Source organism: Paenibacillus sp. FSL K6-2441, from assembly GCF_037964765.1.
Taxonomy (GTDB): domain Bacteria; phylum Bacillota; class Bacilli; order Paenibacillales; family Paenibacillaceae; genus Fontibacillus; species Fontibacillus phoenicis.
The window spans coordinates 255,077-274,517 of record NZ_CP150174.1; the positions used below are offsets into that span (position 1 = coordinate 255,077).

12 protein-coding genes and 1 other RNA gene are annotated in these 19,441 nt (G+C 46.6%); 11 read left to right on the forward strand and 2 right to left on the reverse strand.

Translation table 11 applies throughout. The features are described 5' to 3' along the window. The first annotated feature begins 2 nt into the window (after positions 1-2). From tkt to ssrA, 5 genes are all read left to right on the forward strand, one after another. Complete coding sequence (gene tkt, locus NSQ80_RS01190) at positions 3-2,045, forward strand: transketolase (protein ID WP_339300988.1); 2,043 nt, start codon at positions 3-5, stop codon at positions 2,043-2,045. Next, positions 2,039-2,305 carry a phosphocarrier protein HPr gene (locus NSQ80_RS01195; protein WP_009224955.1) on the forward strand — a complete coding sequence of 89 codons (267 nt, stop codon included), beginning with the start codon at positions 2,039-2,041 and terminating at the stop codon, positions 2,303-2,305. Before tkt ends, NSQ80_RS01195 begins: the two co-directional genes overlap by 7 nt. After that, on the forward strand, positions 2,302-4,044 hold the full coding sequence (gene ptsP / locus NSQ80_RS01200; RefSeq protein WP_339300989.1) for a phosphoenolpyruvate--protein phosphotransferase: 1,743 nt from the start codon (positions 2,302-2,304) through the stop codon (positions 4,042-4,044). The genes NSQ80_RS01195 and ptsP overlap by 4 nt, the downstream gene beginning before the upstream one ends. 375 nt (positions 4,045-4,419) lie before the next feature. After that, complete coding sequence (smpB, locus tag NSQ80_RS01205; RefSeq protein WP_036645069.1) at positions 4,420-4,899, forward strand: SsrA-binding protein SmpB; 480 nt, start codon at positions 4,420-4,422, stop codon at positions 4,897-4,899. A gap of 175 nt (positions 4,900-5,074) precedes the next feature. Beyond that, positions 5,075-5,442: a transfer-messenger RNA gene (gene ssrA, locus NSQ80_RS01210) on the forward strand. 416 nt (positions 5,443-5,858) lie between these two features. Here ssrA and NSQ80_RS01215 read toward each other — a convergent pair. Then, on the reverse strand, positions 5,859-11,390 hold the full coding sequence (locus tag NSQ80_RS01215) for a DUF3320 domain-containing protein (protein WP_339300991.1): 5,532 nt from the start codon (positions 11,388-11,390) through the stop codon (positions 5,859-5,861). Between the two features lie 127 nt (positions 11,391-11,517). Continuing rightward, the gene (locus NSQ80_RS01220; RefSeq protein WP_339302147.1) at positions 11,518-11,757 is read right to left on the reverse strand and encodes a hypothetical protein; all 240 of its coding nucleotides are present in this window, start codon (positions 11,755-11,757) and stop codon (positions 11,518-11,520) included. Between the two features lie 179 nt (positions 11,758-11,936). On the opposite strand from NSQ80_RS01220, the gene NSQ80_RS01225 reads away from it, so the two are divergent. From NSQ80_RS01225 to NSQ80_RS01250, 6 genes are all read left to right on the forward strand, one after another. After that, positions 11,937-12,806 (forward strand): hypothetical protein, encoded by an 870-nt coding sequence (locus NSQ80_RS01225; protein WP_339300993.1) that lies wholly within the window; start codon positions 11,937-11,939, stop codon positions 12,804-12,806. Further along, positions 12,803-13,678, forward strand: a complete 876-nt coding sequence (locus NSQ80_RS01230; protein WP_339300995.1) for a hypothetical protein — start codon at positions 12,803-12,805, stop codon at positions 13,676-13,678. The genes NSQ80_RS01225 and NSQ80_RS01230 overlap by 4 nt, the downstream gene beginning before the upstream one ends. 252 nt (positions 13,679-13,930) lie before the next feature. Continuing rightward, on the forward strand, positions 13,931-14,773 hold the full coding sequence (locus NSQ80_RS01235) for a recombinase family protein (protein ID WP_339300997.1): 843 nt from the start codon (positions 13,931-13,933) through the stop codon (positions 14,771-14,773). A 92-nt stretch (positions 14,774-14,865) separates the two neighbouring features. Next, entirely contained in the window at positions 14,866-16,464 is a 1,599-nt protein-coding gene (locus NSQ80_RS01240) for a recombinase family protein (RefSeq protein WP_339300999.1), read from the forward strand. A 184-nt stretch (positions 16,465-16,648) separates the two neighbouring features. Continuing rightward, positions 16,649-17,548 carry a hypothetical protein gene (locus tag NSQ80_RS01245; protein ID WP_339301001.1) on the forward strand — a complete coding sequence of 300 codons (900 nt, stop codon included), beginning with the start codon at positions 16,649-16,651 and terminating at the stop codon, positions 17,546-17,548. A gap of 159 nt (positions 17,549-17,707) precedes the next feature. Next, positions 17,708-19,072 carry an ISNCY family transposase gene (locus NSQ80_RS01250; RefSeq protein WP_019007868.1) on the forward strand — a complete coding sequence of 455 codons (1,365 nt, stop codon included), beginning with the start codon at positions 17,708-17,710 and terminating at the stop codon, positions 19,070-19,072. Positions 19,073-19,441 lie beyond the last annotated feature (369 nt).

Below are 19,441 nucleotides of genomic sequence, written 5' to 3' on the forward strand. Positions count from 1 at the left end.
TTATGAATACTGATTCTGCTGCAAACAGTATCGAAATGCTGGCGGTGAATACGATCCGCACTTTGTCCATCGATATGGTCGAGCGGGCGAAATCCGGCCATCCGGGCATGCCGATGGGCGCTGCGCCCATGGCCTACGCGCTGTGGGCCGGTGAGCTGAGCCATAATCCTGACAATCGGGGATGGTTCAACCGCGATCGGTTCGTATTATCCGCCGGACACGGATCGCCGCTGCTGTACAGTCTGCTGCATCTGTTCGGCTACGGGCTGACCTTGGAAGATTTGCGAAGCTTCCGGCAGTGGGGCAGCCGAACGCCGGGGCATCCCGAGTTCGGCCATACGCCCGGAGTGGACGCGACGACCGGCCCGCTGGGTCAGGGCATCGCGATGGCGGCGGGAATGGCCATGGCCGAACGGTATTTGGCTTCCATCTATAATAAGGAAGGTTACCCGCTTGTAGACCATTACACCTACAGCATTTGCGGCGACGGCGACCTGATGGAAGGCGTGTCCGCGGAAGCGGCGTCACTCGCCGGACATTTGGGACTAGGGCGGCTGATTGTGCTGTACGATTCCAACGATATTTCGCTCGACGGCGATCTTGACCTGTCTTTTTCGGAAAATGTCCTGGAGCGGTTCCAGGCTTACGGATGGCAGACGCTGCGCGTGGAAGACGGGAACGATCTTGCGGCGATCCGCCGGGCGATTGCCGCAGCCAAAGCCGATACCGAACGGCCGACCTTGATCGAAGTGAAGACGGTCATCGGCTTCGGCGCGCCGAACAAGGGCGGGACGTCGGCCTGCCACGGCGCTCCGCTGGGAACGGAGGAGGCGTCGGCCGCCAAGGCCGCCTATGGTTGGCATTACCAAGAGCCGTTTTATGTGCCGGAGGAAGTGAAGGCGCACTTTGCACAGTTGGCGCAGCGCGGACGGGAGCGGGAAGCCGCCTGGAATGAACTGTGGAACAGCTACAGGCACAAGTTCCCGGAAGAGGCTGCGCGGTTTGCCGCCGCCGTATCCGGGCAGCTTCCGGAAGGCTGGGATGTGGGCTTGCCTTCGTTCGCGACCGGCCAGATGTTGGCGACGCGCGATGCTTCCGGCAAGACGCTGAACGCGGCGGCGCAGGCCATCCCGCAATTGATCGGCGGCTCGGCCGATCTGGCAAGCTCCAACAAAACGCTGCTTGCCGGCGAAGGCAATTTCAGCCGCCGCGATTACGCCGCGCGGAACATCTGCTTCGGCGTACGCGAGTTCGCCATGGGAGCGATGATGAACGGCATGGCGCTGCATGGAGGCGTCAAGGTGTACGGAGCGACGTTCTTTGTATTCTCGGACTATCTGCGTCCGGCGATTCGCCTGGCGGCGTTGATGAAGCTTCCGGTCATCTACGTATTTACGCATGACAGCGTGGCGGTCGGGGAAGACGGGCCGACCCACGAGCCGATCGAGCAGTTGGCTTCGCTGCGAGCGATGCCAGGATTGTCCTTGATCCGTCCGGCGGATGCGATGGAGACCGCCGCGGCTTGGCGGCTTGCGCTGGAGAGCCAAGATACGCCGACGGCGCTCGTGCTGTCCCGCCAGAGCCTGCCGACGCTGCCCATTTCCCGGGAAGCGGCTTACGAAGGCGTGGCGAGGGGCGCATATGTCCTTTCGCCTGCGCAGGGCGAGGCGGAAGGTTTATTGCTGGCGACCGGCTCGGAGGTTGCCCTGGCGCTGGCCGTACAGGCGAAGCTGGCGGAAGAGGGGATCAAGGTATCGGTGGTCAGCATGCCGAGCTGGGACCGTTTCGAGCGCCAGAGCGCCGAGTACAAGGAAAGCGTGCTGCCGTCTTTGCTGAAGGCGCGGCTAGCGATTGAACTCGGTTCGCCGCTTGGCTGGAGAGAGTATATAGGGGAGCAAGGGGATGTGCTTGCGCTGGATCATTTCGGGGCGTCCGCGCCGGCGGAGGTTTTGCTCGAAGAGTACGGTTTTACGGTCCGGCATGCGGCCGACCGATTTAAGACGCTGGCGGCAGCGGTGAAAAGGCAGGGTGGCGGATCATGGTGAACGAGACGTTTGTAGTGACGGAGGAGTCCGGCATCCATGCCCGCCCGGCATCGGTTCTGGTGCAGCACGCGAGCAAATTCAAATCGGACATCCGGCTGGAATACGACGGGAAGACCGTCAATCTGAAGTCCATCGTCGGCGTCATGTCGCTGGGTATTGAATATGGGCATCGCTTCACGATCACGAGCTCCGGGGAAGATGAAGAGGAAGCGATCGCCGCTTTGCGCGGAGTTATCATCCGGGAGGGGCTTGGCCAATGAGCGTGAAGATGGTGCGAGGCATTCCCGCTTCGCCGGGCATTGCGATAGCGAAGGCCTATGTGATGGAAAGCCATGAGCCGGTGATCGAGAAGGAAAGCGCGCTTGGCGCGGAAGCGGAATTGGAACGTCTGGAAGCCGCCGTAGCCCAAAGCAGCCGGGAGCTTGAGGAAATCCGTGAGCATACCGCCGCTGAACTTGGAGAGGAAGAAGCTAAAATATTTGAAGCGCATTTGCTTGTCCTTCAGGACCCGGAGCTGCTCGGCCCGGTCAGGGACAAGATCCGCAATGAAGCGGTGACGGCTGAATTCGCCCTGCGGGAAACGGCGCGGGAAATCGCCGCGGCGTTCGAAGCGCTGGGCACGGAATATCTGCGGGAACGTGCCGCGGACATCCGCGACGTAACGCGGCGGGTGCTGGCTGCCTTATCCGGCGAACCGTTCCAGGATCTCGGCGGGATCACGGAGGAGGTCATCATTGTCGCGCATGACCTGACGCCTTCCGATACGGCCCGGTTGAACCGGACTTTTGTGAAGGGATTCACGATCAGCGCCGGCAGCCGCACCTCTCATTCAGCGATTATGGCCCGATCCATGGGGATTCCGGCGATCGTCGGAAGCACGGACGTGATGGAGTCTGTCCGGCACAACGATCTGTTGATCCTCGACGGCCATGAAGGCGTCCTGCTGGTGAATCCTTCGCGCGAGCTTGTCGCGGAGTATGAAGACAGACGTAGGGAAGAAGCGCAAAAGAAACGGGAATGGGCTTTGCTCGTCGGGCAGCCTACCGTCACCGGCGACGGGCAGCGGGTGCTGCTGGCCGGAAATATCGGCAGTCCAGCCGACGCCGCCGAGGTCATTGAATGCGGCGGTGAAGGCATCGGTCTGTTCCGTACGGAATTTCTGTATATGGGGCGCGCCGACGCTCCGTCCGAAGAAGAGCAATTTTCGGCTTACCGCCAGGTGCTGGAGACGATGGCCGGAAAGCCGGTCGTCGTGCGCACGATCGATATCGGCGGCGATAAGGAGGCGCCTTGTCTGAATCTGCCGCGGGAGGACAATCCGTTTCTCGGCTTCCGGGCGATCCGCCTGTGCCTAGATAGCGCGGGGGAGGAGCTGTTCCGTACCCAACTGCGGGCTCTGCTGCGGGCGAGCGTGTATGGCCGGCTGCACATCATGTTTCCGATGATCGCCGCTCTGGAGGAGCTGCGGCGGGCCAAGCAAATGCTGGCGGAAGAGAAAAGGAAGCTTCTTGCTGAAGGGGCAGAGGTTTCGGATAACGTCAGTGTCGGGATGATGGTCGAGATTCCGTCGGTTGCGGTGATGGCCGATCTTTTTGCGCCGGAAGTCGATTTTTTCAGCATTGGAACCAACGACCTGATCCAGTATACGATGGCGGCCGACCGGATGAACGGCCGGGTCTCGCATCTATACCAGCCGTTCAATCCGGCGGTGCTTAGGCTGATCGCGGGAGTGATTGACGCCGCGCACGCCCACGGCAAATGGGTGGGCATGTGCGGGGAAATGGCCGGAGACCGCCTGGCCGTTCCGCTGCTGCTCGGTTTGGGGCTGGCCGAGTTCAGCATGAGCGCCGCGTCCATCCTTCCTGCCCGCAGTCTGATCCGCAGCCTGTCCAGGGCGGAGATGGCCGTTATGGCGCAGCAGGCCCTGCGGCTGGCCGATGCCCGGGAGGTCGCCGACTTCGTCCGGCGCTCCGTTAACGCCGCGGTCGTATCTCCTTGATATTGGCATCAGGAGGACATTTTGAGACGTTTTGTTTAGGCGCATCCGGTTTCTGAGTTTCTGATCCGTTTTGAGAAGCCCGTGTTCTTTCACGTTTTGGGAGAACCGGGTTCTTTTTTACGTCCTGAGTTTGCGTGCTTGTGGCTTGGAACACAGTGGCCTTATTTTGTCTTTTGCCGTTTACCACTTGATTCCTGTTTTTTCGGCAAATAAAAGGCGCTTTTCTTGCTCCTTGTTATTGTTGTAGGAATTACGGAGGAATTATTCATAGTCCGGGGGTTCATTTTCGGCAGCGCATCCTTGCTTTTGACCGCCGGAGTTGATACAATTAATGTCTGGTAAACTGCCCCGTGGGGCTTCAGGAGGAGGATGAACATGGGTAAGAAAAGTGAAGGCAAGGTACTCGCGCAGAACAAAAAAGCTTCCCATGATTATTTCATCGAAGACACCTACGAAGCGGGCATGGTCTTGACGGGAACTGAAATCAAATCGATCCGCAATGGCCGAGTGAACATCGGGGATGCGTTTGCGACGATCCGCAACGGCGAGATTTTTATCCACAACATGCATATCAGCCCGTTCGAGCAAGGCAACCGGTTCAATCCGGCCGACCCGACGCGAACGCGCAAGCTGCTGATGCACAAAGCGCAAATCAACAAGCTGCTCGGCTTGTCCAAACAGGAAGGCTATACGATCGTGCCGCTGAAGATTTACATCCGCAACGGATACGCGAAGTTGCTCCTGGGCCTGGGCAAAGGGAAAAAGCAATACGACAAACGCGACGCCGCCGCCAAACGCGACGCACAGCGCGATATCCAGCGCGCGCTTCGCGAAAAGCAGAAGGTGGCAAGGTAAGTTCAGTTGCTCAGTTCCCTCTGTTTCCATCAAGTCCATAAACATGAGGCAGTTTAAACGTGTTATACTATGTATTGTAACAATGCGGTCGCTAATCCTTGGTCGGACAAGGAAAGTGACTGCAAAGCAGCACACCTTTGCCGGCTGCACCGATGTTCCAAAACCTTTTTCATTCGGGGGCGTTTTTGGATTCGACGGGGGTAGATCGAGCATGGGTAGCGGGTAGTGGGGAGCGTCCGCTTTATCAACGCTAACGCCAAATTTAAACGGCAAAGCTAAACAACCAACTCTGGCTCTGGCCGCCTAATAACGGCCTCCAGGCTCCTACCTTCCATCGCCCATGTGGCAGGATAGGGGCTCAACTCTAGTGGGCTACGCTGTCCAGTCTCCGCCTGGGGCTGGCTGAAGAAGACAATCAGGCTGACCCGGAAGGAAGCCGGTTACGGGGCGGCCTTCCGGGTGACATCAAAACCGTGACTACACCCGTAGAAGCCTGTGTGGCGTTGCCTTCGGACAGGGGTTCGACTCCCCTCGCCTCCACCATAACCATCAGAAAAGACACCGCGTTAGGTGTCTTTTCTGCGTTTTCGGTAATTGTGGCGGTTTAAAAACCTCCTGGTTATTGGGTTTTCGCCTTTTCAGACTCTGAATAAGAAATATCTCTGATGGTGTACGGGGTGGTGCCACACTGTATACCAGTTTTTAATGTCATCCAATAGACGGGCTCGCTCCTTCAACCGATCCAGTAGAACGCGGCTTGCTCAACTGATTATTATTCTTAAAGGTTCGGTATTCATGTTTTGACGGGCGGAAGATTGTTCGACTATACTAACCTATATCCCTCTCAGTTCAGTCGATTTTTGTAAAAACGGTTGTTGAACTAATTGATGATAAGGATCCCCGTATCTATCGATGGGTAAACTAAAAACAAAGGAGAGGCAATATAAACCTCTCCTTCTCTACACTAACATAATTTTGCCGCCTGAATTCTTAACAACCCCTGATTCAACGAGATAATCGCAAGCTTGTTGCATTGCATTGCTAATATTGCTGCCCGTTCTGCTGAATCCGAATACCCGAGCTGTAACTGAATAAAGGTCGTTTGTAGTGATTCCAAAACTTTTACTAACTATTTGTAGCATTGCCTCAGCGATCTCTTCTTTGGAAATATGATTGATTGATCTTACTCCAACGTCATTTGAAAGCGGAACCCTGGCTTTTATGTTTTCAGCTCCCTTAATCCAAAGGAAATCACCCTTTCTCATCAACTGATCGGTAAGGTATTTACTGATTACATAGTTAACTGAATCTCTCACTTTTACTGTTACCTTTTGATTGCCAAACAGCCCGGCTACTCTTTTGCACAGCAATTCAAAATGGATTGGGTATTCCTTTTCGACAACATACTTAATCACGTTCTTAAGATAAGTCGTATCATCGGAATAACGTTTAACCTCATAGACATTAGCTTCTTCATAGTAGTCAAAGGAATAAGGGTTATCGTAAGTATGTTCGCCAAGATCCGTGGGGTTCTCTATAATTTCGATACCAATCGTTTGCTGTAAGAGCTCGCTTTGAAACTTATGCATTGATCCAGAATTAACATTGCTTTCCTTGTACTCGCTTATGGCCTTGTTGACAGCATCCAGTAATTTACGACCTTCTGTAATAGGATCTTTAATCCAGTCAGTTGACCATATACGATAGATTTTCCAACCAATGTCCTCCAAGATGGTCTGACGCAACCTGTCACGTTCTCTAGCCGTTCTAGCAGAGTGGTATGTAGCTCCATCACATTCTATTCCAAGGACGAACCTGCCACTTAACGTAGGATGTTTAACGGCAAGATCGATTCGATATCCGGAGCAACCAACTTGAGTAGCAACCATAAATCCATTCTTTACTAAGAAGTCATACACAGACTCTTCAAATGGAGAGTCAACGTTAACCGAATCGGAATATGTCAGCTCATTAAGAATTGCATCGGGCCCATTCATTGCAAATTCTATATAAGATCGTAACATCTTTACACCTTCAGCATTCGTGCTCTCCAATTTAATATCTGTTGGCCGGATCGATCCAACAAGTTTAACATTATATTTAGCTCGAGTTATTGCAACATTCAACCGACGATAGCCGCCGGATCTGCTTAAAGGCCCGAAGTTCATATACATAATGCCATTTGAATCCTTTGCATAACCAATGCTGAAGATAATGGTATCGCGTTCATCCCCCTGCACGTTCTCAAGGTTTTTTATGAAAAACGCTTCTTCTTTATCTTCATTGAAGAATTTTTCAAATTCCTGATTTTGAAGACGCAATTGACGGATTGCTGTTTCAACGGCCTGTTGTTGGGCTTCACTAAAAGTGACAACTCCTAGGGATCTTTCAGGGTAGTTGCGGAAATGCTCATAAACCAATTCAGCCACACGTGTTGCCTCTTTTACGTTACATTTCTTACCGCCACGATCATAAACTCCATTCTCAACATAAATATACTCAACTCCGTGGTCAGGAACTTTATCAATGTGAGAAGGAAATGTGATTAAATTATGATTGTAAATTTTGGCGTTTGAGAAAGCAATCAGGTGTTCATGGCGACTCCTATAATGCCATCTTAGTGTTCGCTCCGGCAGAACAGTAAGGGATTCATCAAGAATAGACTCAAATGCGTCGGTATCGTCAAATTCTTCATCGTCTGCTCCATCGCCATCAAAGTCTCCATCTGAAGTATTCGTGGCAAAGAAGTTGGTTGGTGGCAGCTGTTTATTGTCTCCGGCAATAATGACTTGCTTCCCTCTCATAATTGCTCCTATTGCATCTTCAGTACAAACCTGTGATGCCTCATCGAAGATTACCACATCAAAGTTATAGTTCTCTGCATCGAGAAATAAGCTTACGGAAAGGGGCGACATCATCAAACATGGTTTTAGAGTAAGTAATAAATTGGGTATCGCCTTGAATAGTTTCCGTAATGGAAGTATTTTGCGTTGTTTTCCTAGTTCACGCTTTAATATTCCAATCTCATCCATAGCCATTGTCGCCATGTTCAAATCTGGCAATCTTGAGACAAGACGTTCTTTTATCCTTGTTCTTGCCAAGGAAAGTTGAGTTATATCGAGGCGATTAAATTCCCGTATGATCTCATCGTGGCTACGGCTACGGAAAGAATTAACTGCAGGAAACTGTGAGATTACAGAGTCTACCCACAGTCGATAGAAACGCTTAAGGAATGTACCGACTATCAGATCTTTGTCGATCTTGAGTTCTTCTACTTTCTGGACATACTCCGACAATCCTTCTTTCTTACACTCATCCCTGATGTTACGGAAATCAATCCATTCTTCCAAAGATGATATGTTGTTTAGACATTTGCTGATCTTTAATAAGATGGAGGTTAAGTCTGTTCGTTGTAACTCCTCTACATTGTCAAAGAGGTTTGCAAACCATCGCCATTCTTTCTGTATATGATTCAAGCTATCCTTAAGAATCTTTTTGTAAGAAGAGACCTCTGCAACATATGAGGAATCAGAACAAATGCGATCAATAAAGTTCGGTGGCAATAAATACTTCTCATGTAACTTCTTAAAATCTCCGGCCCAAGATAATGATCCTAAGATGGAGCCCCAATCAGTTTGGATACTACCGTTGAAGAAACTCTGGAAGTTTTCTTTTAGGTTATCGCTCTCCTTATTGATTGTGCGATCAATAATCTGAATAATTTCCAACTTGGAGAGATCATCTATAATTTCGTCATATGAAAGTTCTTTATGACTATGCTTAGTCACTTCTGTAAACAATCCATCCAGTACTTGAAGTGAATTCATTACACCGGTAACCATTTCAAGAAGTACAGATACATCCAAATTCTTATAATCGGAAGTAGTTGGCAGTATCCTTTGAAGAGTAAGAATCAGATCAGGGTCTTTTATGATACCAAGCTTCTCATGTCGTGTTTTAATGTCCTGATATTTCGCTTCTCCATCAACGAGAAAGTTTTTAACGCTAACAGGAATAGGCTCACCTGAGAAACAGTTGAGAATGCTTGAGAATTGTTTGAACGATTGATCCAAGAGCCCCCAATCTGTCATTTTCCCAAGATAATGGCTCCCCAATAATTGAGTAAGTATCTTTTCATTTTCATTTAGCCAAGAATGAATATCAGAGATTTCTTTTAATTCGTTTAAGACAGAGATAATGGTTTGATCATCGAACTTCTGAGAATTATCTTTCATCAAAACACGAATTTGTTTTTTATCTGTTCTGTAGCTCCTTTTAAAAACCTTGAACCAAGAAGTGTATTCAATCTTGAATCGTTTCAGCATAGATGAATAATCAATGTCAAAGATCTCTTTATCGAAGCGGCTGCTTATGGATGTTGTGAGATTGTTAATCTGATCGTACTTATTCTTTGCTTCTTCTGACAACTTCTTAATAGCATTATATTTACCAGGGTCAAACCATGCCTCAGTAGGTCCTGGATTTAGAAGAATTAAGCTCAATAATGTATGAAGTGCTTCTAAACCCATGATTGATCTTTTATAAGGAATTTTTAATGTTTCAAAAATACTTTCTGCCGCGGCTGAAGCAGCTTCTATTTTTCCGCAAATGGAAGCCAGTTCATTAATGATCGATTTTGCGAACCTCAAAATATCATTGTCACTTGGGAAACTATCCTCATTTAATATAGGCTTAACTGTTGCAACTCTTGATAAGAGTAGTGATTTTATATTTTCAGCTTGCAGATTGAAGTAATCGTTATCATAAATTTTATCTAACTCGGACTGGTAATCTTCATATTCCTTTTTCATTGCAAGATATTTCTCCGCTTGCTGAATAAGCGGAGTAATATCTTCAGTAGTTATCCAATGAATCGGAATTCCTGGTGATTTCTCCGAGATATCGAAAATCTCAAGGATATCCTCTGTTGCAGCCAGGGTCAAATCCCTGTTCAGTTCGAAGTTATTATTAACTTTATTAAAATTCTCTACAAGTACGTGGAAAGCGGGGGCCAACTTCCTTAAGTTTGTTTCAATGTCATGCCGAAGTTCGTGCGAAACATTGGGGACTATGCAGTTTCTCCATGGGTTGAGTGCGTAGTCCTCCGTCATTTTTCCGATAGTTTTGGAGAGTTCATTCAAAAGGTAAATATATCTATTCAACTTCTCCGGTGTCGTTTCGCCTACATTGTCTATGGAGAAAATGACATCTGGAGTTTCGTATAACTTAGCTAATTTCCCATTAACACTGTATAGTGTTTGATTGAGAGGCTGGATGGGAGTGTGAAGTTCAGTAATATAACGGTTCAATTTTTCCCTTTGCTTTTCAAGTAATTCTAGTTGGGAGACTGCCTCATCATGAACTTTAAATCTACTAAGAGCCAATGTATTTCCAAGATCGTTTAGGACTTCCTTCTTATTAGCTCTATGGCTATGTAGGGTGAGACAAAAATCAGATAAGCCTGCTTGCGTCAATCGTTTGTGTACAACCTCAAGTGCTGCCATCTTCTCCGAAACGAATAGCACTCGTTTTCCCTCAGCAAGACTCTCAGCGATTATGTTTGTAATGGTCTGGCTTTTTCCAGTACCAGGGGGCCCTTGCAGCACAAAACTGACACCTTTCTTGGAGTAAAGAATGGCGTCTTGCTGGCTAGAATCTGCATCAACGACTTGAAATGTATCAATAGCTCGAGTCTTCCTGTCGTGATCATACTGATTGAATTCTGCAGGCAGTGTTTTGATTTGGCCTCTGTCTCCAGCCAATCCGAGAAGTACCGGGTGTGCCTTTATCTTATCCTGGTTCTTATCCAGGTCTTCGTACATATTTATTTTCAAAAAAGAAAGCAGGCTTAATCCAGTCTCAAAAGAAACTTCCCATTTGTTTTTATTAACAGATTTATTGAGGTTGTTGAGATACTCGGTAATGCTATCTTCGTGTGCATCAAATTCAGGTAATGTAATTCCGAATTCATGTTCCATTTTATATTTTAATGTTGGGTTAACCACGACCTCGTCTTCATGTAGACGTAGGACGAAGGGCGAGGTAATGGACTCTAGTGTAAGTGATACCGGAACAAGTACGATGGGGGAGGTGATGATCTGATCAGAGTCTTGGTTCTCCTTCCACCTCAAGAAACCAAATGAAAGATATAGGATGTTGACACCTTGCTCTTCAAGTGCTGTCTTTGCTTTGTTTCTAAGATTTCTTAATGTTTTCTGTTGCTCTTTGATGGTTTGATTGGTTTGTAAATCGCCATTTGAAGTATATGGTTCACTAACTTCGTCTTCATCGTCATCAAAATCTTCAAATGGGATTGGGAATTTTAAAGCTGTTTCATTAACGACGAGCAGTCTAAACAATTCAGTGAGATCAGGGGCTACTATCTTGATGTTTGAACGTTTGGTTTCTCGATAGTTGATAAGTCTGTTTTTCTTGCCCAAATCAAGAAGACGCTTCTTCCATTTATCTATGCGGAAATCAATTGCAGCCATAATAACACCTCAGCCATTAGGACTAAATCATATGAATGTAAAAAGCTAACTAATTATTATTAAGTTCAACAATTGACAAAGATCTCCTTCTTTCGACCAGTCGCAAATTGCCAAATCTCAACAAACTCTATGAAAAAGCTAAACAACAACAAGATAAGGGACAGTAACGATTCTGTTTGATAAGCGTCCTCCAAGTCCTTTTCATACGCTGCAGCAGGATATGCTGGTAACGGGTTTCGCTCAAGATGACTTGTGTTACACCATGTTTTCGAATGATTTTAAGCAAAAAAGAGTGAAATGTGCGGACTTGAATGGTTGCTGCAATATTTTCATCCATCCCAGGTAAATGTGCGATTCGGTCACGCATTTCCTCTGCCGCTTTTTTCTCGTAGGCGTCTCCAGGATTTCTAGGCGGCCACACTTCGGGAAAGTAACACGGCAATATCTCATATGTTCTATAGAATAGCCGCCATTCATCGACAGTTGCCTTGACCGCTAACCGTAAAGTCAAATCAGAATATTTCTCATTTCGTGCAGTGTCAGTCTATGTTCATCATGCCAAGAAAGATCATTTCCAATATTTATCCGGATTTTCCCGATGATGAGACGCTGAAGATTTATATCTATTTATCTATGCATTGTGCTTCTACAGGCAAGGACGGACAGACACCGGGAGACATATTTATAGGCAAACAGCATATCGAACAAAAATTGAACATGAGTGCTTACACTGTCAATAAGTCGATGGATTGGCTGGAGAGAAACCACTTCATTATGAATGCCAAAAAGAAGATAGGCAGGACGGTTCTACGCAGGGTTTTGGCAGCCCCCGACTACTTGCCGGGTGGAACCCCTCCATTCTATAGTTGCTCAGGCGTTGAAAGGACGCTGGAAGGATTGAAAGCTCATAACCATGGGTTCATCATGTTACCACCCAACTTGTTTACAGTAAAAATGCTGTCTGCCTCGAAATCTAAGTCAAAGCGGTTTATGGGCAAAGCCCCTATTTGGGAACAGCCGCATTGGGATGAACGGAAATTAAAGATATTGATGCTGATGTATTCTCATTTTTGGATGCGTTATTTCGGCGGCGTTGATCCGAACATTGTACGTCTTCATCGGGACAAGTCCTCGAAAAACTGGTATTTAAGCGTTCACGATTCTTTCAGTTATGATGTGAAAGAGGATAAGAGATACGTCGAGAGCACAATTGTTTCATTTATAGAAAAATCTCTCTTCAAACCGGTACAGGTCATTATCAGAGAACTGGGATTTGGAGAAAGTATTTACGCCGGAGACGTTACGGAAAAATATCTGCCCGAAGCAGGCGATAAGCAAATGTATGTGTTGCGGCCAAGATTCATATTCAAGCAACAAGTTGATGAATACAAGTTGGGAGGCTTAATGATTCCATGACGGCAAATCTGATATCGAAGAAAATCAATACCTACTTGACCGGGAGTATAACGGTCGAGACCGATCAGCATTCTCAGATCATCATCCACGAGCCGCCAGAGGGATTAGTGCATGCGGCGGGAGACGATGTAACACGCCATCAAATCACCAGCGTGATGGCCTTTCAAGAGAAATTATCTATGCTCTTCAGAGCCTACTTGAAATCTGCGGGCATCAAGCTTCCTCTGCCGGACGGGAAGTACAAAGTTAAAGTGAAGTTACGGTCAGCACGGAAAATAAGCGAGTTACCCGCTCCAACTATTAAATATGTTTCTCCAGCCTCCCCGTTGCTAAATGTCCTCAAGTCGGTTATGGATGCTCTCAATGGACATATCGTGAGCAACGACAGCCAAATAAACAGTTCGGAGATAGTATACGAGCCAGCATCCGGCTGTGGCCGCTCCAAATTAGATCATCTTGAGGTCGGGCTGTATGATGCATCTCAACAACCGGCGGCCCCAATCGCACGTATTGCTGCTGATGTGTATGTGATTCCAAAGGAGCCGCCCATGTACTACGATGGCAACAACAAGCCTGTTGTTTTGCAGGAAACGCATCATAAGGATTTCGCGACCCAATTACGTCCGATTATAAGCGTACCTCAATATGAGCGGTATCACATCGATGTACAATTTATCGGAGATGTGAAACGGCTCGATATCGATAACATGGCGAAGATATATCTGCCGCTCTTCAATGAACTGGGCATAGCGGATGACCTTATACATCGTGTAACCCTGAACAAGCGGAGCGGCAAGAAACTTAATAGCACGGTCTCTATGCAGATACATCCTCATCCGTTACAGCATGTTAAACAGAGTACAAGCCCTTGATACATAAGGCTTTATACGATGCATAGATACCGTGAAGTAAAGACTATCTAAAGAGTATTCAGAATTAAATACCTGTTCTTTTGGCCTGATCTCACGCAGATCGGGCTTTTTCTATTTTCAGCAGTTACTGCAGATACGAAAGGAAGCCTTGAAGGGAGTGATGCGATATGTAGAACAATCTCAACCGCAGTTGGTTATGTTGTCGTCTCAGTCCTCGATACATCAATGAATGTCGAAAGGAGCAGAAACGCAATGAATGTCGTTACCTATCTTCGAGTCTCATCAGAACAGCAAGCGGAACGTGAACTGTCCATTCCCGCTCAAAGGGAAGCACTGCAACGATATGCGGATGAACGCGGATGGAATATCATCGATGAATTTGTGGATGAGGCGAAGTCGGCAAAAAACGCAGACAGGCCGAATTTCCAACGGATGATCGCCGCCGCTCAACAGCCGGACAAGAATTTTGAAGTGATTCTCGTTCACAAGTTTGACCGCTTTAGCCGCAACCGAGCGGATCACGTTGTCTACAAAGCCCTGCTAAAGAAGCAGGGTATTGTTGTTGTATCGGCAACAGAACCTACAGAGCCAGACACGCCCCACGGCGTTCTGCTCGAAGGTATGTTGGAAGTCATTAGTGAATTCTATAACGTCAATCTTAAGCATGAGACACTAAAGGGAATGCGTGAGAACGCGGCACAGGGATTCCATTGCGGCGGAAGAGTGCCGTTTGGCTATCGCCGTGTCCAGCGGGGAAGTAAGGTCACGTACGTGTTTGGTCCGGATGAAGAAGTAAGATTAGTCCGGCAAATGTTCCGGATGGCGGCAGAAGGAATGGGAGGCAAACGTATTGCCCGTGAATTGAATTTGCAAGGAGTGCCGGAAGGACACCGCTGGAGACCATCGACGATACTCGCCATACTTGGTAATCAAGTTTATTTGGGTCATCGCGTATGGAACAAAAAATCGGTTGCTAACGGAACAATAAATCCAGCGGATGAGTGGATCGTTATGAAAAATGCACATCCAGCAATTATTGATGAAAAACTATGGAATGCCGCCCAAGCATCCTTGATGATGCGGAAGCAAAAATAAACTGTAAGCAGATTCGCAGGTATGCTGGTTTCACATCGGTGTACCTGCTTTTTTTATGCCCCAAAATCACTATACAAAGGAGATATTCACTCATGAAAGTTGCTATTTACGCCCGTGTATCGTCGGAACGTCAAGCTGACAAGGAATTGTCAATCCCGGCACAGATTAAGGCCATTCAGCAGTATTGCCAGCTCAAGGGTTGGGTCATCGTTAACGAATTTATCGAGAAAGGCAAATCAGCCAAGACTGATGATCGCCCTGAATTTCAAAAGATGATCGCTCTGGCAAAGCGTCCGAATCGCCCCTTTGATGCGGTTGTCGTGCATAAATTTGACCGGTTTTCGCGGAAACGTGACGATCATGTGATCTACAAAGCGTTGTTGAACCAATTCGGAGTAAAGGTAATCTCTGTTACCGAGCAGACAGAGGCGGAAACACCGCAGGATTTATTGCTTGAAGGCATGCTTGAAGTTATCTCCGAATTTTTCAATGCAAACCTGGCTACTGAAGTACGGAAGGGTATGGAACAGAATGCCAAGCAAGGTTACAACAATGGCGGCACACCGCCTTATGGATACCGGACTGAACATATTGCTCTCGGGAATCAGAAAACCAAAGCTGTATGGGTTCCGGGGCCGCGTGAAGAAGTGGATGTTGTGAGGTGGATATTCAATCAGTACGCCTACGAGAATAAGGGATATCATAAAATTGCGTCCGAACTGAATGAGCGAAAGATTCCATCGCAAAAAGGCGGTACGTGGTCGGCAAGCACGATCCGTACAATCATCTACAATGAATCTTATATTGGCCGCAAGGTGTGGAACAAACAGGATTATCAGACCAAGGGCAAGAAATGGAGAGACCGTTCAGAATGGATTATCACTGAGAATGCTCATCCAGCCTTGATCTCCAAGGAATTGTTTGACCTGTGCCAAGAGATCGCCAAGAAGCGGCACAATGGCGGCGGAGAAACTCATAAGCCGTTTGGTTCAAAGCCGGCGTCTCCGTTCTGGCTTCGAGGAGTAATGGTCTGTGACAAGTGCGGCACTAAAATGGTTGGCAATTCAGCTTCAACACGAACAAAGAGCGGAGGACAACGCTACTACACTTGCGGCGGCTATTTAAGGAAGGGAAAAGATTTTTGTCCTTATGTTGGTTGGCGGAAAGAACGGGTTGAAGAATTGGTTGCAAATAAATTGCGTACCACGTTGTTGAGGTTGTCGATGGACAATTATTTGGCAGATGAAATCCGTTTGTACCATAACGACAAAAATAAGCATCTAATTGTCCAACAATCGAATCTGGAGGCTGAGATCAGCTTTCTGAAGAAAAAGGTTAAAGCCATCGAAGCGGACATACAATTGGGAAAAGGAAAGCCATACCATCAAGAGACGCTGGACGAGATGAATCAGGAGTTACATTTGAAGATGACGGAGTACGAAGCTCTTGCTCAAGGTATTACGACGGTTGATTTGCCCGACGAATATATTGCATCTCTTAAATATGACATTCAGACTTTTATTAGTCTATTGGATGATGAGGTAGCCAATCCGCAGATGTTACATCAACTCGCCGGGAAGTTCATTTCGAAGCTGTTCATTCAGCGGGAGACGAAAAAAATGTTCTTGACGATCCGCTTCAGTTTTGAGGGTGTTGAAGTCTATGAGAAAACGATAGTCGCTGAATGGTAAAGCCTTGATGAAAAAAGCAGGAATTTGTCAGATCATGTGGAAATACTTGCATATAGTACAGCGGGATGGGTTAAAAACCCTTCTCGCCCCCTGTTTTTAATTTATCGATCTGTTACAGTAATCGAGTCCAGATAATCTAAATATATCAATTTGAAAACGATTAAGTAGAATGAGGGAATCTACAGTGAGTGATAAGAAAAAATTAAGTGTGGCATCGGATAATAACATGACAAATAGTGCGTTTAATATCTATTATATTAATTTTTCAAAAGTATACGAAATATCCATGATGATCAATAATGTTATGATTTCATCTATACAACGAGAGAATAGTACGCAGTTGGAAAAGGGTAAGAAAATACATTCAAATATTGAATCAGAGGCAGGGAGTAAGGAGTATTTAGCTAAAATCAAATCAGTATTAGGTAGCGAGATAAGTGAAAAAAACACGCAATCATCAAAAATGATCGAATCCCTTGATGTAAAGACAACAAAGTCCATATTGCTTAGACGAATTTATGAAAAATGTTCATTTACCAATGATATTTTAAAATGTGTTGAAGGAGATTTGGTGAAACTTGATAAGGTGAAACTTAGAATTCTAAACGAAGAGAATCTAAGGCAGTTCAAGATATTGAGAAGCGATGCTTTAAAGGGTTTTAGGGTTGAGGGAATGGAAATAAACAATTTAATATCATCTATGTTACAAGACTACTCATATATTCTATGTGGACGATTAGAGAACTCGGATGAGGAAATTGTAATAAAAATACCTATGGAATTTAATAATGAATTTGAAAGTAAATACAATGTTGATGATTTGCTGATTGGTAGTGTTTCTGTTATTGGGGTTTATAAGGGAGAAGTTACGGAAAAATTTATTAATACTAATACGTTCAACTATTTATATAATTTGGGAATACAACAGCCAAAAGAAGAGAAAAAAGTAATTCAAAGTTCTTATCCTGTTGAGACTGGGTCACAACCACTGGCATTTTCAGATAAGTCTTATAAATTTATTGATATTATTGCTATTATTCAGGACGTTCATTTTAAACAAGCACCTCTAACTAGTTTCCCCTGAAAAAGTCAGGGTGTTTTGAGCATAATTAAAAGGAATTCAGCACCTCAAAATGGAAATTGTTATTGACGAGATAACAAAGTTCCACACCCCGAGGGAAGAATTCCTTTGCTATAGGAGTTCAACAGAAGCCCTCGGGAATCCTTCCAAGAGGTGAAGAAAATGTTGAAACTTCGAGACGAGCAATTGACCATCTGGGATGCCATTCTCCCGGAATCTGTTAGAAAGTTGCCGGTCGAGCTTGCAATCATAGATCAATTACTGGACGACGACCGTTTTCTTCAACCGTTTACTGAGTTGCACCCGAAAGGCAAGAAAAGCGGCCGTCCTACGCTTGCAATTGAAAAGTACATCCGTCTTATGGTCCTGAAGCATAAATACAATTTGGGCTACGAGTCACTCGTGAAGGAAGTCGGTGACAGCATCACATGGCGAATGTTCTGCCGGTTTGCCATCGACGAACCGATGCCCGACCCGTCTACGCTCATCTATGCCCGCAAACGCTACGGCGACAAGATCGTCGAAGACATCAATGCCGCACTCGTAAAGCAGTGTGAGGAAAAAGCCGTTCTGAAAACCCGCAAATTGCGCACGGATACGACGGTTGTGGAATCCGACATCCATCACCCGACAGACGCTACGCTGTTGCAAGATGGCGTAAAAGTCATCACTCGAACGATTCAGAAAATCCGGAAAGTCGCCTCCCACACTGTTCAAGGCTTTGAAGATCGTACGGCAGAAATCAAGGAAAAGATTCTGTCCATCGCGAAAGTTCTACGTCGCCGCACCCGTGAATCTTGGGAAGAAGTTGACCGGATCACTGGGAGCGTAATCGAAGTAGCCGAGAACGTTGTGAACAAGGCGCAAGCCGTTATCGAGAAACTGCAAGACAAGGGCAAAGCTGCTCTTCGACAAAGTAAAACCAAACTGACCGAGGCGGTCACGCTAACCGGCAAGTTGTTGGAACAAGCCAAACAGGTCGTTTCCGGCAATCGAATCATCGCAGATCGGATCGTCAGTTTCTTTGACCCGGAAGCAAGACCGATTAAGAAAGGTAAGCTGGCCAAAGGAACTGAGTTCGGCTACAAGGTGCGAATCGACGAGACGGAAAGCGGCTTTGTGACCGGCTACGCTGTCTACGAGGGGAACCCCTCGGATGATGAACTGCTCGTTCCCGCTGTACAGGCGCATATCAAGCAATTCGGCAAAGCGCCGCAAGCTGTAGCGACCGACCGCGGTTTCTCAAGCAAGAAGAACGAAACGGCCATTACCGAACTTGGTGTGAAGCGAGCTAGCTTGCCGCGAAAGGGCAAAAAAGGCATTGCCCGATCCGAGTACGAAAACGAATTATGGTTCAAAGACTTGCAGCGTTACCGTGCAGCTGGAGAAGCGAAGATTAGTCTTCTCAAGCGGAAGTACGGTTTGAACCGCAGCAGGTATCGGGGCTTTGTCGGCTCAAAATGCTGGGTCGGCTTCGGGATTCTGACCCACAACCTGCAAAGAGCGGCAAAAATGCTCCAAAACTAACATGGAAACCGATCATTAGGGAAAGTTCCCCCTCACAACCCAGCCAGCAACCCGAAACTATTTTTGAAAATCGACTTTTTCAGGAGCAACTAACTAAGGTGAAAGTTCCTTGGTACAAGTCAATATTTCGTTTTCGCAGAAAATAGGTGAGAAACTTGACAAGATATCAGTTGTATACCTACAAAGATTTAAGCGAGTTTAATAAAATTTATAAACAATTGGAGGAACAAGACGAAGAAGTTATTGCATTTAGGTTTCAAGAGACGCACGAGTTGTTAAGAGTAAATAAAAATATGACTATAGACATATCTAATCTTGTTTTATATCTAATGAAAAATCCTTCAGATATTTATAGTGCGTCCATTAATT